This is a genomic window from Methanohalophilus euhalobius (assembly GCF_900215215.1).
Taxonomy (GTDB): Archaea; Halobacteriota; Methanosarcinia; order Methanosarcinales; family Methanosarcinaceae; genus Methanohalophilus; species Methanohalophilus euhalobius.
This window is the reverse complement of record NZ_OBDR01000007.1, coordinates 1-22,067: the sequence shown is the minus strand read 5'-3', so window position 1 is coordinate 22,067 and position 22,067 is coordinate 1. Positions and strand designations below refer to the sequence as shown.

At 37.3% G+C, this 22,067-nt stretch carries 24 protein-coding genes; 15 read left to right on the top strand and 9 right to left on the bottom strand.

What is annotated here, in order from left to right:
* The first annotated feature begins 122 nt into the window (after positions 1 to 122).
* The gene (locus CP947_RS07055; RefSeq protein WP_096712520.1) at positions 123 to 1,064 is read left to right on the top strand and encodes a glycosyltransferase family protein; all 942 of its coding nucleotides are present in this window, start codon (positions 123 to 125) and stop codon (positions 1,062 to 1,064) included.
* An 82-nt stretch (positions 1,065 to 1,146) separates the two neighbouring features.
* On the opposite strand, the gene CP947_RS07050 is transcribed toward CP947_RS07055, so the two are convergent.
* On the bottom strand, positions 1,147 to 2,061 hold the full coding sequence (locus CP947_RS07050; RefSeq protein WP_096712519.1) for a glycosyltransferase: 915 nt from the start codon (positions 2,059 to 2,061) through the stop codon (positions 1,147 to 1,149).
* A gap of 187 nt (positions 2,062 to 2,248) precedes the next feature.
* Between CP947_RS07050 and CP947_RS07045 the strand changes: the two genes are divergently transcribed.
* Complete coding sequence (locus tag CP947_RS07045; protein ID WP_096712518.1) at positions 2,249 to 3,238, top strand: glycosyltransferase family 4 protein; 990 nt, start codon at positions 2,249 to 2,251, stop codon at positions 3,236 to 3,238.
* On the top strand, positions 3,228 to 4,553 hold the full coding sequence (locus tag CP947_RS07040; protein WP_096712517.1) for a hypothetical protein: 1,326 nt from the start codon (positions 3,228 to 3,230) through the stop codon (positions 4,551 to 4,553). Before CP947_RS07045 ends, CP947_RS07040 begins: the two co-directional genes overlap by 11 nt.
* 203 nt (positions 4,554 to 4,756) lie before the next feature.
* On the opposite strand, the gene CP947_RS07035 is transcribed toward CP947_RS07040, so the two are convergent.
* Entirely contained in the window at positions 4,757 to 6,205 is a 1,449-nt protein-coding gene (locus CP947_RS07035) for an oligosaccharide flippase family protein (RefSeq protein ID WP_096712516.1), read from the bottom strand.
* A 112-nt stretch (positions 6,206 to 6,317) separates the two neighbouring features.
* Between CP947_RS07035 and CP947_RS07030 the strand changes: the two genes are divergently transcribed.
* Genes CP947_RS07030 through CP947_RS07020 form a run of 3 tightly spaced genes read left to right on the top strand, consistent with a single transcriptional unit; the run spans position 6,318 to position 10,157 of the window.
* Positions 6,318 to 7,991, top strand: a complete 1,674-nt coding sequence (locus CP947_RS07030) for a cytidylyltransferase domain-containing protein (RefSeq protein ID WP_096712515.1) — start codon at positions 6,318 to 6,320, stop codon at positions 7,989 to 7,991.
* Positions 7,988 to 9,064 (top strand): N-acetylneuraminate synthase family protein, encoded by a 1,077-nt coding sequence (locus CP947_RS07025; protein ID WP_096712514.1) that lies wholly within the window; start codon positions 7,988 to 7,990, stop codon positions 9,062 to 9,064. The genes CP947_RS07030 and CP947_RS07025 overlap by 4 nt, the downstream gene beginning before the upstream one ends.
* Positions 9,051 to 10,157 (top strand): polysaccharide pyruvyl transferase family protein, encoded by a 1,107-nt coding sequence (locus tag CP947_RS07020; protein ID WP_096712513.1) that lies wholly within the window; start codon positions 9,051 to 9,053, stop codon positions 10,155 to 10,157. The genes CP947_RS07025 and CP947_RS07020 overlap by 14 nt, the downstream gene beginning before the upstream one ends.
* Before the next feature lie 96 nt (positions 10,158 to 10,253).
* Here CP947_RS07020 and CP947_RS07015 read toward each other — a convergent pair whose 3' ends face one another.
* The 3 genes from CP947_RS07015 to CP947_RS10930 all read right to left on the bottom strand — a co-directional run bounded on the left by CP947_RS07015 (position 10,254) and on the right by CP947_RS10930 (position 10,948).
* Positions 10,254 to 10,508, bottom strand: coding sequence for a hypothetical protein (locus CP947_RS07015; RefSeq protein ID WP_096712512.1), 255 nt, complete (start codon positions 10,506 to 10,508; stop codon positions 10,254 to 10,256).
* Positions 10,480 to 10,749 carry a hypothetical protein gene (locus CP947_RS07010; RefSeq protein ID WP_096712511.1) on the bottom strand — a complete coding sequence of 90 codons (270 nt, stop codon included), beginning with the start codon at positions 10,747 to 10,749 and terminating at the stop codon, positions 10,480 to 10,482. The genes CP947_RS07015 and CP947_RS07010 overlap by 29 nt, the downstream gene beginning before the upstream one ends.
* A gap of 70 nt (positions 10,750 to 10,819) precedes the next feature.
* Positions 10,820 to 10,948, bottom strand: coding sequence for a hypothetical protein (locus CP947_RS10930; protein ID WP_279387847.1), 129 nt, complete (start codon positions 10,946 to 10,948; stop codon positions 10,820 to 10,822).
* Positions 10,949 to 11,109: 161 nt separating this feature from the next.
* Here CP947_RS10930 and CP947_RS07000 point away from each other — a divergent pair, with 161 nt between their 5' ends.
* Both CP947_RS07000 and CP947_RS06995 read left to right on the top strand, forming a co-directional pair.
* Positions 11,110 to 12,237, top strand: coding sequence for a glycosyltransferase (locus CP947_RS07000; RefSeq protein WP_096712509.1), 1,128 nt, complete (start codon positions 11,110 to 11,112; stop codon positions 12,235 to 12,237).
* A 137-nt stretch (positions 12,238 to 12,374) separates the two neighbouring features.
* Positions 12,375 to 12,905, top strand: coding sequence for a hypothetical protein (locus CP947_RS06995; RefSeq protein ID WP_243641500.1), 531 nt, complete (start codon positions 12,375 to 12,377; stop codon positions 12,903 to 12,905).
* A gap of 71 nt (positions 12,906 to 12,976) precedes the next feature.
* Here the strand turns inward: CP947_RS06995 and galU are convergent, their stop codons facing one another.
* The gene (gene galU, locus CP947_RS06990; protein WP_096712508.1) at positions 12,977 to 13,837 is read right to left on the bottom strand and encodes a UTP--glucose-1-phosphate uridylyltransferase GalU; all 861 of its coding nucleotides are present in this window, start codon (positions 13,835 to 13,837) and stop codon (positions 12,977 to 12,979) included.
* 586 nt (positions 13,838 to 14,423) lie between these two features.
* Between galU and CP947_RS06985 the strand changes: the two genes are divergently transcribed.
* The 5 genes from CP947_RS06985 (at position 14,424) to CP947_RS06965 (ending at position 16,925) form a co-directional block, all read left to right on the top strand.
* On the top strand, positions 14,424 to 14,576 hold the full coding sequence (locus tag CP947_RS06985) for a YgiT-type zinc finger protein (protein WP_164909091.1): 153 nt from the start codon (positions 14,424 to 14,426) through the stop codon (positions 14,574 to 14,576).
* Between the two features lie 247 nt (positions 14,577 to 14,823).
* Entirely contained in the window at positions 14,824 to 15,162 is a 339-nt protein-coding gene (locus CP947_RS06980; RefSeq protein ID WP_128754781.1) for a hypothetical protein, read from the top strand.
* Entirely contained in the window at positions 15,146 to 15,532 is a 387-nt protein-coding gene (locus tag CP947_RS06975; protein ID WP_096712505.1) for a DUF2283 domain-containing protein, read from the top strand. Before CP947_RS06980 ends, CP947_RS06975 begins: the two co-directional genes overlap by 17 nt.
* A 267-nt stretch (positions 15,533 to 15,799) precedes the next feature.
* Positions 15,800 to 16,588, top strand: a complete 789-nt coding sequence (locus CP947_RS06970; protein ID WP_096712504.1) for a hypothetical protein — start codon at positions 15,800 to 15,802, stop codon at positions 16,586 to 16,588.
* A 1-nt stretch (position 16,589) separates the two neighbouring features.
* Positions 16,590 to 16,925, top strand: coding sequence for a DUF4870 domain-containing protein (locus CP947_RS06965; protein WP_096712503.1), 336 nt, complete (start codon positions 16,590 to 16,592; stop codon positions 16,923 to 16,925).
* Between the two features lie 306 nt (positions 16,926 to 17,231).
* On the opposite strand, the gene CP947_RS06955 is transcribed toward CP947_RS06965, so the two are convergent.
* Together CP947_RS06955 and CP947_RS06950 are read right to left on the bottom strand one after the other, a co-directional pair.
* Positions 17,232 to 17,555 carry a type II toxin-antitoxin system PemK/MazF family toxin gene (locus tag CP947_RS06955; RefSeq protein ID WP_096712501.1) on the bottom strand — a complete coding sequence of 108 codons (324 nt, stop codon included), beginning with the start codon at positions 17,553 to 17,555 and terminating at the stop codon, positions 17,232 to 17,234.
* Positions 17,556 to 17,558: 3 nt separating this feature from the next.
* Positions 17,559 to 17,822 carry an AbrB/MazE/SpoVT family DNA-binding domain-containing protein gene (locus CP947_RS06950; RefSeq protein WP_096712500.1) on the bottom strand — a complete coding sequence of 88 codons (264 nt, stop codon included), beginning with the start codon at positions 17,820 to 17,822 and terminating at the stop codon, positions 17,559 to 17,561.
* Positions 17,823 to 18,404: 582 nt separating this feature from the next.
* On the opposite strand from CP947_RS06950, the gene CP947_RS06945 reads away from it, so the two are divergent.
* Positions 18,405 to 19,301 carry a DUF7847 domain-containing protein gene (locus CP947_RS06945; protein ID WP_096712499.1) on the top strand — a complete coding sequence of 299 codons (897 nt, stop codon included), beginning with the start codon at positions 18,405 to 18,407 and terminating at the stop codon, positions 19,299 to 19,301.
* A 74-nt stretch (positions 19,302 to 19,375) separates the two neighbouring features.
* Here CP947_RS06945 and CP947_RS06940 read toward each other — a convergent pair whose 3' ends face one another.
* Positions 19,376 to 20,689 (bottom strand): hypothetical protein, encoded by a 1,314-nt coding sequence (locus tag CP947_RS06940; protein WP_096712498.1) that lies wholly within the window; start codon positions 20,687 to 20,689, stop codon positions 19,376 to 19,378.
* Between the two features lie 284 nt (positions 20,690 to 20,973).
* Here CP947_RS06940 and CP947_RS06935 point away from each other — a divergent pair, with 284 nt between their 5' ends.
* Complete coding sequence (locus tag CP947_RS06935) at positions 20,974 to 21,720, top strand: SIMPL domain-containing protein (RefSeq protein ID WP_096712593.1); 747 nt, start codon at positions 20,974 to 20,976, stop codon at positions 21,718 to 21,720.
* Positions 21,721 to 22,067 lie beyond the last annotated feature (347 nt).

The following is a 22,067-nucleotide window of genomic DNA, read 5'->3' as shown; positions in this document are numbered from 1 at the left end:
AACGATGACTGAAATCAGGAAAAGAATTTCTCATAGATAGATGAACTTAAATAGTAACAATTTAACTTATACCAAAGTATATTTTGTTGATAACCAATACAACTAAAAAAGGAGTATAAATTTTGATTGATTTTTATTTTGCTATATGCCTGAAGCCAAAAAAAAGATCTGAAAATTGGAATCTTGTGCTAGCTAATCTCCAAAAAACCCTATATTCAATCAAACGCTCAACCAATCAGAATTACCATATACTGATTTCAACTTATGATCCTGATGATCTGACTAATGTAATTGATACAAACAAAACAAAATTAATTACTCCTAATTTTGACCCACCTTCATCAGTTCGAGAAGCGGATATGGACAAAACGAAAAATAGACGTTTAATAGGGTCCTATATAGGAAGTATAGAAAAGGAACCGTTTTACGTTATGTTTTTAGATGCTGATGATCTGGTGCACAAAAATCTTGTTGATTTTGTTTTGTCTGACAATAACCACAGAGGATACATAATATCTGAAGGTTACGTTCTTGACATTTTTGAAAGAGAATTAAGACGAAAAAATGAATTCAATATGATATGTGGATCATGTTATATAGGTTATTTTTATCCGGAAGAAATGCCAGAATCGACAGATGATACTGAATGCTATTTTTCTGAACATCGAGGCCACCGTAACAATGTAGAGATTGCTACTAAATATCAAAGAAAACCTGATTCAATCCCTTTTCCCAGTGTTGTGTACATCAAAGGACATGAAGAATCCTTAGAAACCATTAAAAGAAAATGGAAAATGCAAAGGAACAAAATGTTGAAATTTTTTGTACTATTCGCTTCAGTCGATAGGGCATATCGTATGATGGGATATAAAATAAATCCTGCAAAATTTAGAAAAGAAAATAAAGAAGCTAAAAAATTGCTACAAGAAGAATTTGGATTAAATATTCACCACCCTTTAAAAGTAATAATCCTTGAAAAAAGAAAATTAATATTTTTACGTTCAGTTTTAAAAAAATGCTATGATTTTGCATACAGAAAAATCCAATATGGAAGTAAAGACTAAAATACAATTAAATTTTTAAAAATTAGATATTTTCTACATGTTCTTGATTTTGAAATGATCAGAAGACCTATTTATGAATATTTCAAGAAAAGAACTTCTCATAGACATAACCAAAGGGTTTCATGCCTTTATTCAAGATGTCAATAACATAAATTCCCACCTTCTCCCAAACAGGCAATGAATTCCAGAGAGATGAATCTTTCCTGAAAGTAAACAGGCTCCAGGATTGATCATCTGAACCGGAAAGAGAATATGCTGCATTTTTGTTCATTTTTCTGGACAGCTGCGGATAGCGAGCAGATAGTTGATAGAAACCCCGCCCAATCCTGAATGATTTTTTAAGCAATTTTTTCAGCGATGTCCTTGCCGGGTGATACATGACAATATCCGAATCATAATATAATTTGTATCCTGCATCAAAAACACGGTTGCCAAACTCATAATCCCCGCTGGATATCAAATTCGGGTCAAAGACACCCACATGTTCAAAAATCTCTTTTCGGACTATAAGACAACATGTCGGAGCAAAATGCCTTTTGTAAATATATTCATCCATGGGAAATCCTGACAGCTTATTGTGCAGGGCCGAAAGGGAATTACTTTCAGAATATATCTCCACCCTGCAACCCAGATAATCCGCATTGTGTTCGGCCATGGAGTGGTTTACCTTTTGCAACCAATCTTTTTCCACTGTCATATCGGAGTCGATAAAGGCTATAATCGAGCCTTTGGCAATTTCAAGTGCCTTGTTGCGGGCTGCATAGGAGCTCTGGACGGTATCTTCGACAACAAGTTTTACTGAATCGCCACAGTACTTCTCTGCAATGTCCGGGGTATTATCCGTGGAACCGTTGTCCGCAACTATGATTTCAAAATTTCCCGTATACTGCTGTGCCACCAGGGATTGCAGCGTGTCCTCCAGGCCGGAGGGATCATTGTACACCGGAATGATCACGGATATAAACGGATTCTCGTTTTGTTGAGAGGAGTCTGGCATCTTAATCAGTCATATTCCATGATAAATACATATAAGTTTATAAGTAGACACTAATATGAATTCATCCATATTAATACGATGTTATCATCTACATAAACTTGTATAAATAAATATACGATGATATAATAGATTTGTCAATTAAAGAAGCGCATATATTGTAACACAAATAACTGGTGAGGAAATACATTTGGCAAATGAAAAAGAAATAAAAATTGCTTATATCTATTACTCTTTGCAATTTTTTGTAAAACAAGATAAAGAATTACTATTAAAGCATTTTGAAGTATATGATTTTAATTTCAAATCGATATTTGATATACCGAGTTTGATAAAAACAATTAGAAAATCAGATATTACGTATTCCTGGTTTGCTGGAGGACATGCATTTTTAGCGGTTCTATTTTCAAAAATGTTTCGGAAAAAGTCAATTGTTATTGCAGGTGGTGGGGATGTTGCTTCAGAGCCTGAAATCGATTATGGTTTCATGAGACCATATAAACGAAGTCGATATTTTGCTAAATTTGCACTAAAGTATGCAGATGTTGTATTGGCAGTATCCGAATTCACAAAAAAAGAAGTCCTAAAGTATTCTAAACCTAAATATTTAGATGTAGTCTATAATGGCATTGATACTGATTACTATAAACCAAATTTCAAAAAGGAAGATATGGTAATAACTGTAGGTCGTATATCAGAAGATTATATCACACGAAAAGGGTATGAAAATTTTATTCGATGTGCTCAAAAACTACAAAATTTACAATTTGTTATAATTGGCAAAATCACGGATGATTCTATAAGTAAACTTAAAAAAATAGCACCTAGAAATGTAATATTTACTGGATATGTATCTGATGAGGAACTTTTGGAATATTATCAGAAAGCCAAAATATATTGTCAGTTATCTTACTATGAGTCTTTTGGCATGGGATTAACAGAGGCGATGGCTTGTGAGTGTATACCGGTTGTGGCAAATAGGGCTGCACTTCCCGAAGTTGTCGGAGATAGCGGATATATTGTTCCCTATAATGATACAGATGCTACTATTGAAGCAGTTAAAACAGCTATGCATAGAAAAGGATTGGTTTCAAGAAAAAGAATAGAAAATTTATTTGAATTATCATTTCGGGAAAAGAAATTGATTGATATACTTGTTAATTCTAAAATTGGTAAATAAAATAAACTTCATTCCAGAAGTCAAAAAGGAATGGGTCAAAATGAAGGAAAACATTGCATTTGAAGATATTAGAAATGCCGTCATTCAAAAAATGATAGCGGAACTTAAAAATGAAGGCAATATATATGATAAAAAATTCCCGGGCTATGCAATCTTTAAAAGATGTGTGTTCCTTTTTATAATTGTCAAATTAATGGTATTTAGATTCAAAATACCTTCCTCAAAGAGTCGAAATCAGCCATGTGGATTCATATATGACCATGGTAACTTAGAATATACTAAATTTTTTAGAGATATTTTGGAATTTGACTTTAAATATACCTATTTCCATGTCCCTTTTATAGGATACGTTTTTTATCTTATTGCTACACACTATAACAAAAAGACATATTTATTTCAACAAATTAAATTTATTTTGCGGCAAATAATCGGAGTAATACGCATATCTTTAACAGAAAGATATAACTATCCATTAAAATATTATGAACGTTTATTGGATTTTTATTTGCAATGCTTTAATCACCTTACTCTTTTTAACGTATACCCGCCTTCTTTTGTATTTACAGTAGATGATTTTGTTCCTAGCAGAATTGGTCTTTGCTATGTTGCAAATTTTATGAAGGTTCCAATAATATATGGACAGATCGATATGTACAATTTTTCGGTCCCTCCTACAAAAGTAGATATTGCTTTAGTAAACTCAAAAGAAGCAATAGAATACTTCAATGATGGATTAACTATAGTACATCAAAAAGAGAAAATTGATTATAAAATAAATATAAGGAAGATACCATCAAACCCAAAAATAATTGGATTGGTACCGAATAACTTTTATGTTAAAGAAAAACTTATATCTGCTATCGCCTTAATTATACAAAAACATCCTAATTCCACCCTATATATAAAATACCATCCAAATACAAAAACAAAAGACAAACCTTTATTCTCTTCAAACAAAATTGTAGAAGCAAAGGAAGAAACACTTGAATCCTATTCAAACAAATGTGATTATATTATTGCTTCAAACACAACTGCCCAGATGAAAGTGCTTCTCAAAGGATGTCCTGTAATACACATCTCAGGAATAGATAGAAATAAATTTGACTTAAATGGATATGTGAAAAAAAAAGTCATATTTGGCTGCAAAATTGAAGAATTAAAGGCAATTGATATTGAATCAGTCAATGAATTTTATTCAAATCCATGCTGGAAAGTAAATATTACAAAAATGTACCAAAACAATTCTAATAAAAGTATTGTAAGTCGAGAATATTTGAAAAAATACATAAAGCAAATGAATGTGTTGTGGTATTAGAGAAAAATATGAATGAGCAATATAGATAATAAATACCTATAATAAATGAGTTGCAAATTTTTCTGAATGTGAAGAACTAAAGAATGTAATTCTGAATCCAGATATAGGTAGTCCTTCAGCAGATCCTTCTTATTTCTGGGAGCCAGAATGGAAATCCAGGATAGAGGAGTTATAGGTGGATTGTCGCAGAAGTGAAAGTCGATTTATCTGTGATGTATAAGGGACTTAAAGAATAAGATTTCTTCATCCCTGAATGTCTTTAATGCATACATCAGTACAAAGTATATAGCAGCACACAATACAATAATCAATAATATATTGTGCAATTCCGTTGGTTTATAGAGAATTATTGGTATGGCCATTACTGAAGAGGAAAATATACTCTTTAATATTGGTCGCAAGCTCATATCAAATGAAAGAAACTTGTGGGAGTAAATTGTAATTATAATGAAACTGAAAGCAAATGCCAATAAAGTCGTAAAAGCGGCTCCTATAATTCCAATATAAGGTACAAGAAGGAAATTCAATACAAGATTCAGGATGCCGGCAATTATCCAAACCTTGCCATTTATATGTGTTTGTTTTTCAAGAATTATAATTTGAGCTGTTATCGCGCGTGCTCCAAAGAAGAGCATACTTACAGCTATAAAAGGTGTTACTAAATATCCTTTCTCTGCAATTTCCGGTGTTGAAAGTATTGTTAACAAAGGTTTGGACAACAGCGACAAGCCAAATGTTGCAGGTATTGCAACTATCATGAAGTATTTGAAAGAATACGTAAGTATAATTTTAACATTATCAATTTGATTTTTGTCATAATTCTCAGAAAGAATGGAAGGCAGCAAAAAAGAAATCGACGACACAAACATTTTCACAATATTTCCTAGAGAATATCCTGGAGAATAATAACCCACAGAGGAAACACCAAGTAATATTCCTATTACATAACGATCACTGGAGTTTACCACCCAGCTGGAAAGATTACCTGGAATAGTCGGAATTCCGAAATTCAGAAATTCTTTTAAATTATGGAAATGAGGAACTTTAAAACCCACATCATTATAAACAAGAATAGATAGAATAAATAATAATGTACAATTAATAATCAATAAACCAGACACTGCTCCAATTATCCCCTGCCCACTGAATACAAAATAGCCAACGATTACAATCATCAATAAAGTTTTACTCAGCATTATAGAAGAATACTTCTTTATGTACTGTTTTGCCCGGAGATAATTGATAAGGAATAATATCAAGCACTCTAAAAAAACTATCAACACTAAGATATGTGTGACAATCAAATTACCTTCAAATAACAAACCAGCAATCTGTTCTGAAAACAAATATAGTACAATTGAAGCTATAATGGTTGAAAACAGAACTATGCTGAACAGGGAATAAAATGTTTCTTGCAAATCCTCTTTGGACTCCAGAGCAGGTATAAAACGTACCATCGTATAAGGAAGACCAAGTAAAACAACATTTGGAACTATTCCAATAGTCACCATTATTTGTGCCCAAATTCCATAATTCTCAATTGAAAGATTTTTGGTCAGTATTGGTAGTAGAATTAACCCCTGCAAACCTACGATTAACTGAGTCAAACCTACTAATCCTACTCTGCGTACAAAAAGGTGGAATTGGGTCATTGAAAACAAATCAAATACTTTCTATCTCTATAAAATGTTGATGGATAAGTTATTTATCGTGAAAATGTATTTGCAAAAATAATAATAGTAAAACATTCCTAGAAGGTCATATATGACAGCCTACCCAAAAATTTTAGCAATAATCCCTGCGAGAGGTGGAAGTAAAGGTATTCCAAAAAAAAATATAAAATTATTAGCTGGAAAACCACTCATCGCACATACAATAGAGTCTTCGCTTAATTCTAAATATATAACTAAAGTAGTTGTTTCAACGGAAGACGAAATTATTTCAAAAATTTCAAAACTTCATGGCGCAGAAGTGATCGAAAGAAAAAATGAATTAGCAGAAGACCATGTTCCACTCGATCCAGTAATATATCATACATTAAGTGAATTTGAAAAAAAAGGCTTACGATATGATGTAATTGCTACAATACAACCAACTTCTCCATTGATTAAAACAAAAACTATTGATGAAGCTATTGAAACATTCATAGAACAAGATTGTGACACATTAATTACTGTAAAGGCAGAACCTCATTTATATTGGACAAAACAAGACGACGTCTTTATTCCACTTTATAGTGAAAGAAAGAATAGGCAATATTTGGAGCCCCTTTATAAGGAAACTGGTTCAATGCTTATATCAAAAAGGGAAATTGTTTCAGAAAGCAATAGAATAGGAAATAAACTACACCTATATGAAGTACCTTCAAATGAAGCAATTGATATCGATAATTATCAAGATTGGCTTATTGCAGAAAATGAATTGAACAAAAAAACAATTGTTTTTAGAGTTGATGGGAGTCCGGAAATTGGTATGGGTCATGTGTTCCGTGCTTTGACTCTTGCAGATAAAATGTTTCTAAATCATAATGTATATTTCCTGATGGATAATGACAAAAAACTAGGAATAGAGAAAATCAAATCTTCTTATTATCCATTAATAGTATTCAATGATAAAAAAGAAATGTATAAGAAATTGAATGAACTAAATCCAGATATAGTCATCAATGATATATTGGATACAGAACCAAAGTACATCTCTGAATTAAAGGCAATGGGTTATTTTGTTGTCAACTATGAGGACCTTGGTGAAGGTTCTGATTATGCAGATCTTGTTATAAATTCATTATATGAAAATACATGTCCTCCAGATAACCATTATTATGGATACAAATATGTATGCTTAAGAGATGAATTTCAACAAATCTCTTCTAAAGTTGTTACTGAGTCTGTGAATTGTATATTAATTACTTTTGGAGGAACTGATCCAAACAATCTTACTTTAAGGACACTTAAGGCGATAAGCAAACTCAACAATATTAAAGACATTAAAATAAATGTAATCATAGGCATGGGTTATAGTTCAAAAGAAGAATTATCCGCTTACGCAGAAAAGCTGGTCCAAGAAGGGTTCCAGATAAATATAAAAGAAAATGTACTAATGATGGCATATGAAATCTATAATGCAGATATCGTAATTACGTCAAATGGTAGAACAATATACGAAATTACAAGTATAGGAACACCTTTTATATCGATTGCTCAAAATGAAAGAGAATCTAAACACTTATTTGTACATTTCCTTAGAGGGATAATGTATCTTGGGATGGCATATAAGATATCTGAAGATGATATATATATGGCATTAACCGATTTGCTAAATAATCCTCAACTTCGCAAGAAAGTAAACAAAAATTTACTGAAGATAAACCTCCTTGATGGAGTAGATAAAAACATAAAATTGATAGAGGAAAAGTACACAGAGTGGGGGTCAAAATGAAATCAATTCAAATTGCTAATACAATAATTGCTGATAGCTCTAAACCATTTATCATTGCAGAAATCGGTGTAAACTATTATGATATTGCAGATAAATTAGATATAAGCCCACTTAAAGCAGCTAAACTTATGGTAAAAAAAGCTGCTAATGCGGGTGCTGATGCTGTAAAATTTCAGACATATAAGGCCGAAAAACTCGCATCAAAAAATTCTCCTGCCTATTGGGATCAAAATGAAGAGATAACTGATTCCCAATATGCATTGTTTAGTAAATTTGACAAATTTGGGCAAACAGAATACAAAGAACTTGCCGACTATTGCAATTCTCATGGAGTTATATTTTTATCTACACCTTTCGATTTTGAATCTGCAGACTACCTAGATGAACTAATGCCAATATATAAAATTTCATCTTCAGATATAACTAACTTGCCATTTATTGAATATCTAGCAAAAAAAAGAAAAACTATATTTTTGTCCACTGGTGCTTCTACATTGGGAGAAATTGAAGCCGCAGTTAATACGGTTTTGAAAACTGGAAATAAAGATATTTGTTTAATGCACTGTGTATTAGATTACCCTACAAATTATGAGGATGCTAATTTAAATATGATCAAACATTTAGAAGTCGTTTTTCCAAATTGTTTGATCGGTTACTCAGACCATACACGTCCTGATGATGCGATGTTAACTGTTACTACAGCTTATTTGTATGGAGCAAATGTGATAGAAAAACACTTCACACTTGATAAAGAGTTGGCAGGAAATGATCATTATCATGCAATGGACCCCACGGACCTTGAAAAGTTCACTCACAATATCAACTTACTTCAAAAAATTAATGGGCAATATTATAAGCAACCATTGGAATGCGAACAGGAATCTAGAAAGCAGGCCCGAAGAAGTATTGTTGCCACAGTCAATATGGAAAAAGGTGAATTTATTACTAGGAACAAAGTAACTTTCAAAAGGCCCGGAACTGGTATATCTCCTGCTGATCTGGACAAAGTTATAGGCAGAAAAGTTACAGAAAAGATTGAAAAAGATTCAATTTTAACATATGAAAAAATCTGATTTGATAATTATGGATAAAAAAAATAAAATTGGCATCCTGCATGGAGCTATTACCAATTCAGGCGATTACCTGATCTATAATCGTGGAATGAAATTAATAAATGAATTTTTAGGAGATTTGGATATAGAATTTGTTCCTATTGAGAGATGGAAGCCCTTTGAAAAAAGATATGATATTTTACTATTATTAGGCGGGCCTATAATATCTTCTACTTTACATTCACAAGCAAAAAACATTGAAAACTATTTGAAAACAAATAATGTTCCGGTAATTTGTATAGGTATTGGAATAAACGGGAAAAACATGCATGGGTCTAAAAAATTCTCATTGGACAAACAGTCTTCTGCGTTTTGGAAGATGATATATAGTTCTTCTAAGTTATTTTCTGTAAGGGACAAAGAGACTCAATTAATGTTGAAGCGATATGATATTGATGCAAAATTAACGGGATGTCCTGCGTTTTTTGATTTAGATTTTATTCAAAAGAATATCACAGAAGAAAATATAAGGAAAGATGACAATGGAAAGTCTTCTATTAAAAGAATTGCATTGACCATCCCAAATTTGAATATAAAAACTCCACGTTCCTTTTTAAAAAGTTTGTTTTTTGTATATTATATATACTTTAAACTTAAAATCAACAAATTAAATACAAATATTATAATAATATTCCAACATCCAATATCTTCAATTGCAAATAAAATATTAGCTAAATTATCTAATTTATTAGGTATAGATGTTATTGATGCCTCAAAGAGAGGTTTAGATGAAATAGAATTAATTCAAAATTCCGATTTACACATCGGTAGCCGCCTTCATGCAAATATTTTCTTTATATCTACGGGCAAACCTTCCTATCTATTTAATGTCGACAAAAGAACAAAAGGATTTTTGTCCACAATATCAGTGCCCTCAAATAATTTTACAATTAATGGTATACGCAAACTTGTTGATATATGTATAAGGGATATAAAGACCCCTATGTATTTGGAAGAACAAACGATTAAAACAGAAACGGATATTCTGAGGTACTATTCAGAAATGAAACTATATTTACAAGATGTTAGAAAATATATCCAACAATCTCTGTAAATATAAATTAATTTCTATTAAATTGGCAAATTTAAAATATTGTACCTGTAGATGGTTTTACTAAGCCAATAATGTTGAAATTTAAAAGCGGAAAACTCACACCCTCCTCCCTCCCGCATCCGCAAGTTTCTCAATAACCCTCTCCGCAACCTCATCGATCCGACCTTTCCGTTTACGTCTCTCATACTCTCCAACAATATGATCAACCGCCGCACTTTTCCTGCACTTCCTCTCCTTCATCACCCTGTGGATTACCAAAAGAGTATTCCTGTCCACGGTTGTATGGATAATCGCCCTCAGAAAGCCACCTCCTGCAAGAAGATCAGTCCTTGTCCTCCTCGTATAGTTCATTCAGTTCTCTGGACAATTCGTTGGTCTTCTCCAGCACCTCCGGTGAATTGGCAATCTTGGCAAGATTTACCTGCGTGCGGGAATCGTTATGGTTCACATTGACCTCCACACCCTTTTCGCTAAGTTCCGGACAACTGCGCTCCAGCCACCAGGCAGCCGCCCGCCAGTTTTTAGTTGCGGCCTTCTGGATAATGGCAACATTGCGTGCTATGACCTCGGCGCGGGCCTCTTGACCTCGCAATAAAAATAAAATTTGATTTGTGGCTCAGATATGATAGCCACAATTTGAGGTGTTGATAACACTAAATTAATCAAAATATTTCATGCCCGTTCTTATCCCCTCTGCCAATCCCCTTATACACAAACCCTGCATCAATAAAAGCATCCGGCTCCACCACATTCCTGCCATCCACGATAACAGAATGAGTCTGTCCGGACAACTCCTGCAACTGCCCGGGATACAGAGAATAAATACGGCCTGTGGCCTGCAAAGATCACGCTATGTACACACACACTACGGAAGGATACTCCTGCTCTAAAAGTTAAATATATACATAACATCCCAAACAATTATATCCCATTCACACCCAAATCCAGACCAATGAACTCCCTACTCATCGCAGCAATAATATTCACCGCCATCCCGGTTATTACATATCTTATTTACGTCCTGGCCATCCTTAGATCCCCCAACTCAAAAATCCACACGCCTAATTCCCAGCCTCCGATCACAGTGGTAATTCCCACCTACAATGAAAGCGAGGTCATCGAACACCGCATCAAAAACCTTGTGGAAATGGATTATCCTGCAGAAAATATTCATGTGATTGTAGTGGATGACCAGTCCACAGACAATACAGTCGGCCTGGCTGCAGAGGCTTTTAAAAAGTATGACCTATCCGGCGAAGTGATCGTGAAGGAAAAACGTACCGGTACCAATGCCTCGGTGAACATGGGAGTAGGAGAGGCAACTACCGATTTTGTGGTGACAACGGATGCAGATGTCACCTTTGAGCCTGATGCGGTAAACCACGCCCTGGGCCGGTTGCTCAGCGATGAGAAGATTGGAGCGGTCTGCGGGGAACTGGAACCCATCGCTCGCAGGGATTCCTTTACCACCCATTCCGAGAAGGCTTACAGGGATGTTTATGGGAAGATGTGTTCCTGGGAAAGCGGCCTGCATTCCACCTACTGTTTCAATGGCCCCCTTATTGTGCTGAGGAAAAAAGCCTTTTCTCCGATTCCCGAAACAAAGGGTGCATCCGATGCAGGCATGGCGCTGCGCATCATCCGCAATGGCTACCGTTGCCTCTACGAATCCTCTGCCCGGTTCTCTGAATATATCACTAATGATATAGCCCAGCAGCGCCGCCAGAAACTCAGGCGTTCGGCACGATTGCAGGAAGCCACTCTGCACAATCTCGGTCTAATCTCACCAAAATATGGAAAATTCGGAATGTTCGTGCTGCCCCTGAGATTTATTATGTTCTTCATAGCCCCTGCCTCATTTTTCCTGGCAGTGATACTCTGGTCGGTTGTGCTGGGTGGGATCAATATTTTCTGGGGCATCGGAATATGGGTTCTTTTTGGCCTGGCACTGCTCTCAGGGCAATGGAAATCCAATCTTGTATCTTCATTTATCTGGCACCAGATCTACCTGCTGGTAAGTCTGGTCTACATGTCCAAGGGAGTCCACGTCTGGCAGGCGATTGAAAGGAAGAAAGTATAAGCAGCGATACAAATATCTCTCCTGATTTACATCAATTAGTTTGCAGAAATATTTCAAAGGTAAGGGAAATATAGAACAAAACCAGCCAACATTGATGATCAAAATAATCACCACAGTAACCTTTTTGGCAATGATTATTGTCAATTCACTGGGCCAATGCTCTCCCGATCAATGAACTCACTACCGGCCAGATATCGGATTTCTATCCCAACCTCTTTGCCCTGGCAGGCTGGACCTTTGCAATCTGGGGACTCATCTATATGCTGCTGGCAGGATATACACTATATCAGCTTGGAGTATTTCAGGACAATACGGATACTGCCAGAGGTAAATTACTAAATAAAATAGGAATTCTCTTCTCAATTTCCTCCATTGCCAACGCCACTGTTCTTCTTGTCAGTCTGAACTGGCAGGGTTTTGGTTTAAGTGAACCCACATGGGCATCTATAATAATCATTCTTGGCTTTCTTATAGGAGCCGTGACAATGCTGAAAAACAGGGATGTTGCCTATGGCCTTGTTATTGTGTGGGCATATGCGAGCATATTGTCCAAACACATCTCAACTGATGGTTTTGGAGGGCAGTATCCCCTGATTATCCACAATTGTCTGCATTGGATTGCTACTTCTTGCCGAAGCCTATCTTTTGATTTCAAAAAAAGGGAATGAGAAAATGAGGTTTTTAGCACAAAGGTCCTGATGTGCTGCAGGGAATACATTCCATAAAATCAATAACCGCTTCAGCCCAGCTTCTCCAAATGCCCCAGAATATCGTCCCTCATCCCTTCATCCTTCAGGGCAAAATCCAGTACAGCCTTCACATACTCCACCTTGTTGCCGGAATCATAACGCTGGCCGGTGAACTGGTGCGCATAAACCTTCTGTGAATCATTGAGCAACCTGATCCCGTCGGTCAGCTGGAGCTCGCCATCCACGCCTTTGGAAATCTGTTCTATGCAATCGAAGATCTCCGGAGTGAAAACGTAACGCCCGATGGCACCGATATTGGAGGGAGCCTCCCTCACAGAGGGTTTTTCCACGATATCATCCAGGGCATACAGATGGTCATCCACAGGACTGCCGCTTATTATGCCGTAACTGCTGACCTTATCCTGTGGCACTTCCTCCACCGCGATCGTGGAGCGACCGTATTTGCGGAAGACATCGATCAACTGACGTGTGCAGGGTTTTTCATTGACAATGATATCATCGCCCAGCAGCACTGCGAAAGGATCGCCACTGACATGCTTGCGAGCGGTCATTATGGCATCCCCCAGTCCATTGGGCTCCTTCTGGCGGATGTAGTGGATATCCACCATGGAAGAGATCTCCTGTACCATTTCCAGCATATCATACTTGCCACGGGCCTGCAGATGCATCTCCAGTTCAGGACAGCCGTCAAAATAATCCTCAATCGCCCGCTTGTTGCGCCCGGTTACAAATATGATGTCATCTATCCCGGATTCAATGGCTTCCTGCACCACATAATGGATAACAGGAGTGTCAATTATCGGCAGCATCTCTTTGGGCATTGATTTTGTAACCGGCAGGAAACGGGTCCCCAGCCCCGCCACCGGTATCACGGCCTTTTTCACATCCATTTCAGTATCCTCTGGTAACATTTTCTGTTAGATCTGATGTGTCCAATTGATATTAGGTTTTGGTCTTTAAATGATAATTTGGGGTGATCGCAACGCTGCTGCCCGACCTGATCGATAAAACACCGGGTCGGTTTTTGTAGGCAGACTCCTGAGATACTGCTCTGGCCGTTTATGGGATGGGGTTTCCCGGCCATATCGATGGTTTTTGTCTTGGAATTTTTCGGGACCATGATCTGCTTGGTGGGTGCTGTGTGATGGTACAGTAGGGTGAAATGATACAGATAATGTCTGTATATTTTGTCGACTGTATTCGATAAAATAGTAGGAATTTATCGTATATGGAAGACAAGCCCGGATTTATCAATCAGGGATTGCAGGCATCTATATCTACCAGCTGGTTCTGGCTGCCTGATGATGAATTCACTTTTTATTGCCACAACAATTATTGTGTAAACAATAATGTGTGAAATCAATCCTTTACATATTAGCCAGAAATTTCCTTCCAGACAAAGACTATTTGGGCTATCCAGAAGATATGAATCAATATGTTACCGGACAGTTGTAATTTCTGCCCTGCCAGGGCAAATTGATTGAGAAAGACACCGACGTGGAAATCCAGAAAGCAGATGGGAAACGTGTTTCTTTGAGAGTACCTGCCTATGTGTGTGATACCTGCGGGGAGGTTTACTATACGCCGGAGGTTTCCAGGAAACTGGATAGGATTGCTTACAGCAGTTAAGTGGCGATTATCATTATACTGACAAGATACAGATAGATATCGTGTCCATTTTCATTCACGTAATATAAATAACGTGTGAACAAATTTACCCATAATGCTTGATTTAACTGAATTGAAGAGAACATTTGTTTTAAAATCCAGTATTGCTGTGATATCGTACAGAGACTGAAAAGCTATCTGAATATTTACTGTCCGGACAAACAGCATCTGTATTGTGTGGAAGTAGAAAATAATTGCGAGGAGATACGTGCCACAAATGGACCTCTATACTTTCATAGAATGTTTAGCAAACATTGACAAATCCCGACTGCATTATACTGCTCATTTTATTAAACGGTGGGAAGCACGATTAAGTTATTATTTTAGTGAAATTGAAGATATATATGATGTAATAGCAAATCAGACACCGGTAGGCATCATAATCCAGGATGAGGGAAAATTTAAAGTACATTATACGATAGATGTTGTATACGACTTAATCATTGTTTTATCCATTAAACGATTAAATCCATTTGAGATTTCATTGGTAACTTCATACAAACAGCGTGCAAACAGAAGAGTGAGAGAAGATGAAAAAAGTGATTAATATCAATAGTAAGAGCGACTACTGGGATTATGACTCACTCAACGATAGTTTTTTTGTATTTTCAAAAGGAGTCCAATACAAGTCTTCTATAGAAATTGATGGTGTTTTATTGGATGTTGGAATGGACAATTCGATTGTCGGGATTGAAATACTTGATGCAGCCAAAAGATTTGGAATTTCCAAATATGACATGAAGAATCTTAAGCAGATCAAGGCAGATATCAAGGTTTCAGAAGAATCTATCAATATTAAACTATTATTGGAAGTTTCTAAACGAAATCACGAATTGCCATTAAAATTATCGATTACCGGGGCAAATGAGATGAAGTTGCCATCTACAAGTTCTGGCACGATGGCTGTGGCTGCCTGAAATCCGTTCAGATGTGCGGATATTTTTGTATCATGCTAAGTTACTGCTGTGATATCTCACAAAGAGTCAACTACACCCTAATGAAAGGGACTTGAATGTCAATTAACATTGGTCCAGCCGGCTGACAAGAACCCCTGAGATTCCAGGATATACCTGAAATACCGTTTTTTTTGTGTTCAATGTACATTCCACCTCAGCCCTCCATTATTTCCACAACATTTACAGCCAAAACCCAAAAGATGAATTTATAAAATGGGGTGTAAGAAAATGGCATCGAATAAAATGTACCTATTTGTTCTTCTGATGATAATTGGCGCAATGGCATTAAGTGGTTGTTCAAGCGGAGACCCGGGTGTTGATGATATACCCTCTGAATATGAAGAAACTAGAAGTATTAATCTGGGAGATAACATTTCATTGACCCAGTATGAAATAGAGACACAGGATTCTTCTCAGGTTTTAAATGACCTGCAACAAACGGCAGAAAGTGAAGGCTGGGAAGTTATAGCTGACTGGGAAGGAGATTTTGCAGGATATAAAGTAGGAGTTGCTCTTGAAAAAGACGATAGAATTATGGGCATAAATACAGCTGTTAATGGTAATATCACGACTGCTACAGTAATTACCGGTCCAAGAAAAGGAGTTAACGTCGCCGACATGAACAATGATGAGACAAGTTCCCAGGTTGCTGAAGAAGAACCTGATGCTCCCCCTACCACGGATGTAGATGGCCAGGACTTTGCAGATGCACCCAGGTATCCCGACTCTGTAAGGACAGACTATACTTCACTCACGACAGGTTCAGATGTTACTCAGGAAAAAGTGCAATATTTAACTTCTGATAATCCCGAAGATGTCAAAATTTTCTACGAAAATGAGCTGGAGGCACAGGGATGGGAAAATATTCAATCCCAAATGTTAACTGAAAAAGGGGATGTCAGGATATATGTGACAGCCACCAAAGACAGTAAAACTTTAGAAATTGGTACGCAACCCAGTTCGGATTATGATGATATGGATGAAATTTTAATCTACGTGGAAACAAGGACAGCTTAAAATGAGTGAAACACGTATTGGGCTTGAGGAAAATATCGCTGGTGTTTTGACCTATCTCCTGGGTTTTATTACCGGCATTATTTTTCTTTTAATCGAGAAAGAGAACAAATCTGTGAGATTCAATGCAGCACAGTCGATCGTTGTCTTTGGTGGTCTTTCCATACTGAACATCATAGTGTCAATGGTCCCGGTTCTAGGAGGAGTGATATCTTCCCTGATAGGTTTGGTCAGTATAGTATTGTGGGGATATCTGATATACATGACCTATACCGGGAATTTAGTAAGGCTTCCTGTGGCTTCAGAGTATGCGAATAAAATTATTGCTAATGATGTGTAAGTGTTTCCGCGTTTGGAATGCTTCACCCCTTCCTTTTTATAATTAGCACTGCACCCGCGGTCAGTGCTACAGCAAATATGACAGTTTATCCGGATGCCTGTGGACCTGTGTCCGTTAGGAAAAGAGAAGAAACAGGAAGCCCCTTTCGTAAGGGAGGGGTTCACCATCAGTACCATTATCAATATACGAAACACAATCATAAGAAACATGTTCCGTAAATTTGTTGATTGGGCCGTTTTTACTCCCCGGATGCGGGAAGTCACAGAGGGAGAAAGAGTGATTCTGATTGGTCTGGAAGATAAAGACTTACAGGAAAAGTTTCAATAAATCATTCTGAATTTCTTTTTGTTTGTACAAATGAACATTTCCAATTATTTTAAGGACATTGCTGGAGTCCATTGTGAATATTTTGTTCACCCGAACCCAGCTACCCTGGCGAAGTGAGCCTTCAAATAAATCGCTATCTGAAACATAGACAGCACAATTGTCTGCAGGTTTTCTGGATGTAATCTGGCACAGTATCACGTCCCGCCTCATCTGATCAGAAACAGCGATCGCCGGCCTGAGTTTGGTATTATTGTTGTCTGTAAAAGGGAAAGGAATGATAACTATGCTTCCTTTATAAATCATCGATTACTTCCCCAGATAGTCTTTCAAATGATCCCAGGCAGCATCTTCTTCAGGAGTGTCCCATTCTTTTGAAAGGGATTCCTGGGAAGCGATAGCACAACTTAATCCTTCTTCGATGAAAGACAAAGGTCGAATCTCAATGTGGTCATCATACACAAAAACGGCTGCTTTGTCGCCTATCTTCATGCCGGAATTTCTGTATGCACCGGGAATTGTAATTTGCCCTTTTTTGCTGACAGTCACACTTTTTACATCTATTAAAGTCATAAAATACCCATATGTCTTACAAGTAAGATAGTATATACCTCTTTCGAGAAAAAGACTTACAACATCTCAAATAATGAAAGTGCAAAAGGTTGGACCGGATGTGTATTATTCACTGAAGGAAAAGGGCGGGTTTGTGGACTGGTATCCTGAAAGCAGGAACATTTCGCCCTGATAAGCCGGGCAGGTTTTACTCCACGGATGGAGGAGGTCGCAGAGAAAGATGGAGTGATTCTGATTGGTCTGGAGGATATGTTACAGACTAATCGCTCTGTAGAAAACCTACCACAGTAATAAACATACACCTGATATTAGAGAGGATATGGGACCGGAGAATATAGAGGGGGATTGTGGTGTATTGGGGGTACAATGATGTTTTTAGCCCGGTCCCTTTCACTTAATGATGACACAAAAATATTAGTTATGTTATATAAGTGTGACTGTTTTCATTCATGAGCCGATTTATGTCAACTACCCCCTTACGGAAGGAGTCTTCTGTTTCAAAAGAGATGAATCATATTAGCACCCGATGAATATGTATACCTGCACAACCCTATATGTTTGATTGCAAAGAGGGGGGATCAGATGCCAATAACAATAGAAGAAGTATTAAACCGGGGCTTTACTGCCTGGACGAAGAATTTGAAGATATCAGTTCCGTTCATTCTTTCTGTTATCATAATAGGTATTATCTGGATAGCTTACATGTTTTTGTTTATAGCAGCAGTAGTACCATCTGTAGCGCCACTGATGGCCGACCCTGTCATGGACGATATTATTGAAGCAATCACTCCACATATTGTGTACTTAGGTGGAGGATTTGCGATATTGCTGATAATCAGCTCTTTAATAGAAGTGTTTTTTACAGCCGGTGCGGTAGGCATGGCAAAAGATGTAGCACTAACTGGCAGGACCAGTTATGAAGAGATGATCAACTCCGGCAAGAAACATTTTTTCAATTTATTCCTGTTCCAGATATTGTTTTATCTGATAATGCTGGCAGGCGTTGTATTTGTCATACCCGGTATTTTACAGGTGGGCGACCTCACCAATATTGATGCGATAATGCAAAATCTGTTAGTACTGGGTGCTGGATTTTTGCTATGGATTATTTATGGTATTGCAGTAAGTATCATATTAGCAGTATCCTACTACGCACTTGTTGTTAACGATCTCGGACCGATTCAGGCTCTAAAGACCGGGTACAGGTTCTTTCTTAATAACAAGGCCGCTGTTGTGATATTGTGGTTACTTACCATTGTGGTGGTTGTTGCACTCAATTCTCTTGGTACATTGTTTGCCTCATTTGAGTATCTTTCAATTATATGGAGTATCATAAGCACTGTGCTGAGTATTGTGGTAATACCTGCAGTATTCACTTTGTGGTGGACTTTCCTGTACATGGGAAAAACCGGCCAGGATGTACGGGATCCCAAAAAGATTGATGAGCCTGAAATCAGTGAACCGGAATCAACTGAGTGAGATCTTAATTCAAATTTTGATCTAAGATCTCCTTTCTATTTTTAAATAATCGAGGAAGGAGTGCTAATGATAAATTATTGTTTATTGCTATCAAATCTCTCCTCAAAGATTTCTGCGATTTTATATGAGAGGCTATTTAGATAGACGGTGCCCCAGAAAGCCACTACAATTGCTCCTATCAAATTGAATAGCATATCCCCCATTGTATCGTGAATACCATGCTGGGCAAGAAAAGCGCCTATTTCAAGCATCAATGCCAATTCATCAGTTATGAATTCCAAAATCTCCCATATTACACCTGTTGAAAGGATAAACAGGGGAATGAATACAAACATCGTTCCCGGAGGCATATGGATTTCCGGATCATAAATATCAATAGCCCTTACAATTACATATCCTGCAGCCGCAATTGTACTTGAAGATACGGCATGGGTCAGATTATCCCATCTGGCAAGGTTATCATATAACCAAAATGTACCAAGAGCATCAAGGAATACTGCAATAGTTATCCACAAAGCTAATGACGGATCAAGATGAAGATTATATCTCTGTCTCATAAATGCAGGCACAAAAGTAATTATCAGTGCTAAAAATGCACGTAGCAATATATGCAGATCCCTTGAGAGAACACCAAGTATTAATAGTATTACAAGACATGCCTGTAAAAATCTTGTTATATTCTTTTGTTTCTGGACAGATAAACCCAACCGCTTTCTAATAACCTTCGGCGGTTCTGAATGGATGTATTTCTGGGATACATCCATACCCCCATCTGGAAATATGATGCTGGAAGTGCCTTTTCCTATCATGGTTTTGAAATACCATCCAAACAAAACGCCTGCAACAATACCAGCAATCAGTGCATAAATGAATTCATACATTACTGCAGTATTGATCACATCCACCGAGCGGCCATCAAGGAGAAATGTAGTTCCAATCATTACGTCCAGCGCCCATCTCATGAAATGCCACATACCGGTTACAGCAAGTGTCGTAATTATCACAAGGTAAATTGCAAACTTAGGATTCATTCGCACTGAAGTAAACCAGTTTATTTCAGCCACAATTAAAAGGGAGAGCGTAGCGACCGAAATATACACAGGAATCCGTGTAAGGAAAAAATAATAGGCTGTTGTATTTCCAACAATAGGGATCAGTACCAGGAGCAATAGTAACCAGTATGGCATTACAGATGGTTTACAGAAAAATAATCCTGGCAAAATAACGATAATTACTATAAAGATGATCAGAATTGTCCATGTATAACGTCCTTCAAAAAAATTCACGGTTGCCAGGAATATAAGTACCAGTACGATAGCCCAGGATAAAACAGTGTTTAAGCGGGTATCATGTAGAAGATAAATCAGTTCATCCTTGTTATCCATCATTGGAATATCTCCTGTCATTGGAAGATAAAAAGGTAAATTTATAGTTATTTTGTAAATTTAGAATGTTAACAACCTGACAGATTTGCACAACTAACGTTTGGGGGGAGTGTGTCAGCAGACGTTGCAGACTATCCTTTAACATAAGAATTGAATTTGAAATACCTGAACAGAGAAGGGGTTTTCTCTGCCAGTCTTTTTTGAGGTAACTTCGAACGAATTCGAACCTTAGACAATTTTTTAATACCTAGCGGTACATCTAGTATATGAATAAAGGAGAAGATAAAATGGCTCAGGAAAATAATAAAGATAAGTCATATTACGTAATCATTGCACTTTCAGTAGTTCTGGTGCTAATGGCAGCTACGTTGTATGCAGAATCGGTGGGTGGATCTGACAGTGATTCAGAAAATACTCTGCAGATGAATGGAAATGCGGAAATGATGGTTGTGCCCGACACTGCAACCCTGAACATTGGTGCAGAGGTCATGGCCCCTACTGCAGAAGAAGCGAGTCAGGAGAATGCAGCTATTATGAATGCGGTTATCGAGGAACTTAAGGACCTTGGCCTGGAGAAGGAAGATATCCGGACATCACGTGTTTCTGTGAGACCTGAATACAATTATGAAGAAGGGACACGAACAATTGAAGGGTATTCGGCTTCCAATAGTGTGCAGATTACCACTACAAATCTCGATATTCTCGGGGAGATGATTGACAGGTCTGCATCTGCAGGAGCAAATCAGATCGGAGGAATTTCTTTTAGTGTTTCTGATGAAAAACAGAAAGAATTGCATGAGGACCTGATCACCGAAGCTGTGGCCGACGCGTCATCAAAGGCCGAAGTACTGGCTGAAAACCTGGGTGTGGAGATTGTAGGTGTAAAGTCATCATCGATATCCGATGGTACTCAGCCAAGAACATATTATGAGGAAAGTTTGGCAATGGGTCCTGCCGTACCGGCGCCAACACCAATTGAGCCGGGTGAGTCCAGGGTTTCAATGTCAGTCCGGGTTACATACATTGTTCAGTAAGATTTTTGAGAAATTGATTAGAACTGCCACAAAAACAGAATTTTGGGGTTGTAGAATGGCGACTTTGCCTTCTACAATCTTCCGGGGTAACTATTATTTTAAGAAGGATGGGCAGAAAAGATACTGCGATAAGGGCTCTGCAGATTCCTCTAACTTTCACTGATTCATTTTTCATAAAAGGAAGTCCCCAGTGTGATTTTAGCCATTAAAGCCACAGAGGGGATGGATCTGTTATTTCCTGAGAATGAAGAGAAATATGTCAAATCCATAAAAAGGAAAGCCAAAAGAAAAGGAATGACTCACTCAGAGATCGATTTCCTGCTGCTTAGAAGTGGCGAGGCACCGGA

Bases quoted from the DNA above. Each gene is read 5' to 3' on its own strand.
- CP947_RS07050 (WP_096712519.1), bottom strand. From the start codon at position 2,061: ATGCCAGACTCCTCTCAACAAAACGAGAATCCGTTTATATCCGTGATC.
- CP947_RS07035 (WP_096712516.1), bottom strand. From the start codon at position 6,205: ATGACCCAATTCCACCTTTTTGTACGCAGAGTAGGATTAGTAGGTTTG.
- CP947_RS07030 (WP_096712515.1), top strand. From the start codon at position 6,318: ATGACAGCCTACCCAAAAATTTTAGCAATAATCCCTGCGAGAGGTGGA.
- CP947_RS07025 (WP_096712514.1), top strand. From the start codon at position 7,988: ATGAAATCAATTCAAATTGCTAATACAATAATTGCTGATAGCTCTAAA.
- CP947_RS07020 (WP_096712513.1), top strand. From the start codon at position 9,051: ATGAAAAAATCTGATTTGATAATTATGGATAAAAAAAATAAAATTGGC.
- CP947_RS07015 (WP_096712512.1), bottom strand. From the start codon at position 10,508: ATGAACTATACGAGGAGGACAAGGACTGATCTTCTTGCAGGAGGTGGC.
- CP947_RS07000 (WP_096712509.1), top strand. From the start codon at position 11,110: ATGAACTCCCTACTCATCGCAGCAATAATATTCACCGCCATCCCGGTT.
- galU (WP_096712508.1), bottom strand. From the start codon at position 13,837: ATGGATGTGAAAAAGGCCGTGATACCGGTGGCGGGGCTGGGGACCCGT.
- CP947_RS06975 (WP_096712505.1), top strand. From the start codon at position 15,146: ATGAAAAAAGTGATTAATATCAATAGTAAGAGCGACTACTGGGATTAT.
- CP947_RS06970 (WP_096712504.1), top strand. From the start codon at position 15,800: ATGGCATCGAATAAAATGTACCTATTTGTTCTTCTGATGATAATTGGC.
- CP947_RS06965 (WP_096712503.1), top strand. From the start codon at position 16,590: ATGAGTGAAACACGTATTGGGCTTGAGGAAAATATCGCTGGTGTTTTG.
- CP947_RS06955 (WP_096712501.1), bottom strand. From the start codon at position 17,555: ATGATTTATAAAGGAAGCATAGTTATCATTCCTTTCCCTTTTACAGAC.
- CP947_RS06950 (WP_096712500.1), bottom strand. From the start codon at position 17,822: ATGACTTTAATAGATGTAAAAAGTGTGACTGTCAGCAAAAAAGGGCAA.
- CP947_RS06945 (WP_096712499.1), top strand. From the start codon at position 18,405: ATGCCAATAACAATAGAAGAAGTATTAAACCGGGGCTTTACTGCCTGG.
- CP947_RS06940 (WP_096712498.1), bottom strand. From the start codon at position 20,689: ATGATGGATAACAAGGATGAACTGATTTATCTTCTACATGATACCCGC.
- CP947_RS06935 (WP_096712593.1), top strand. From the start codon at position 20,974: ATGGCTCAGGAAAATAATAAAGATAAGTCATATTACGTAATCATTGCA.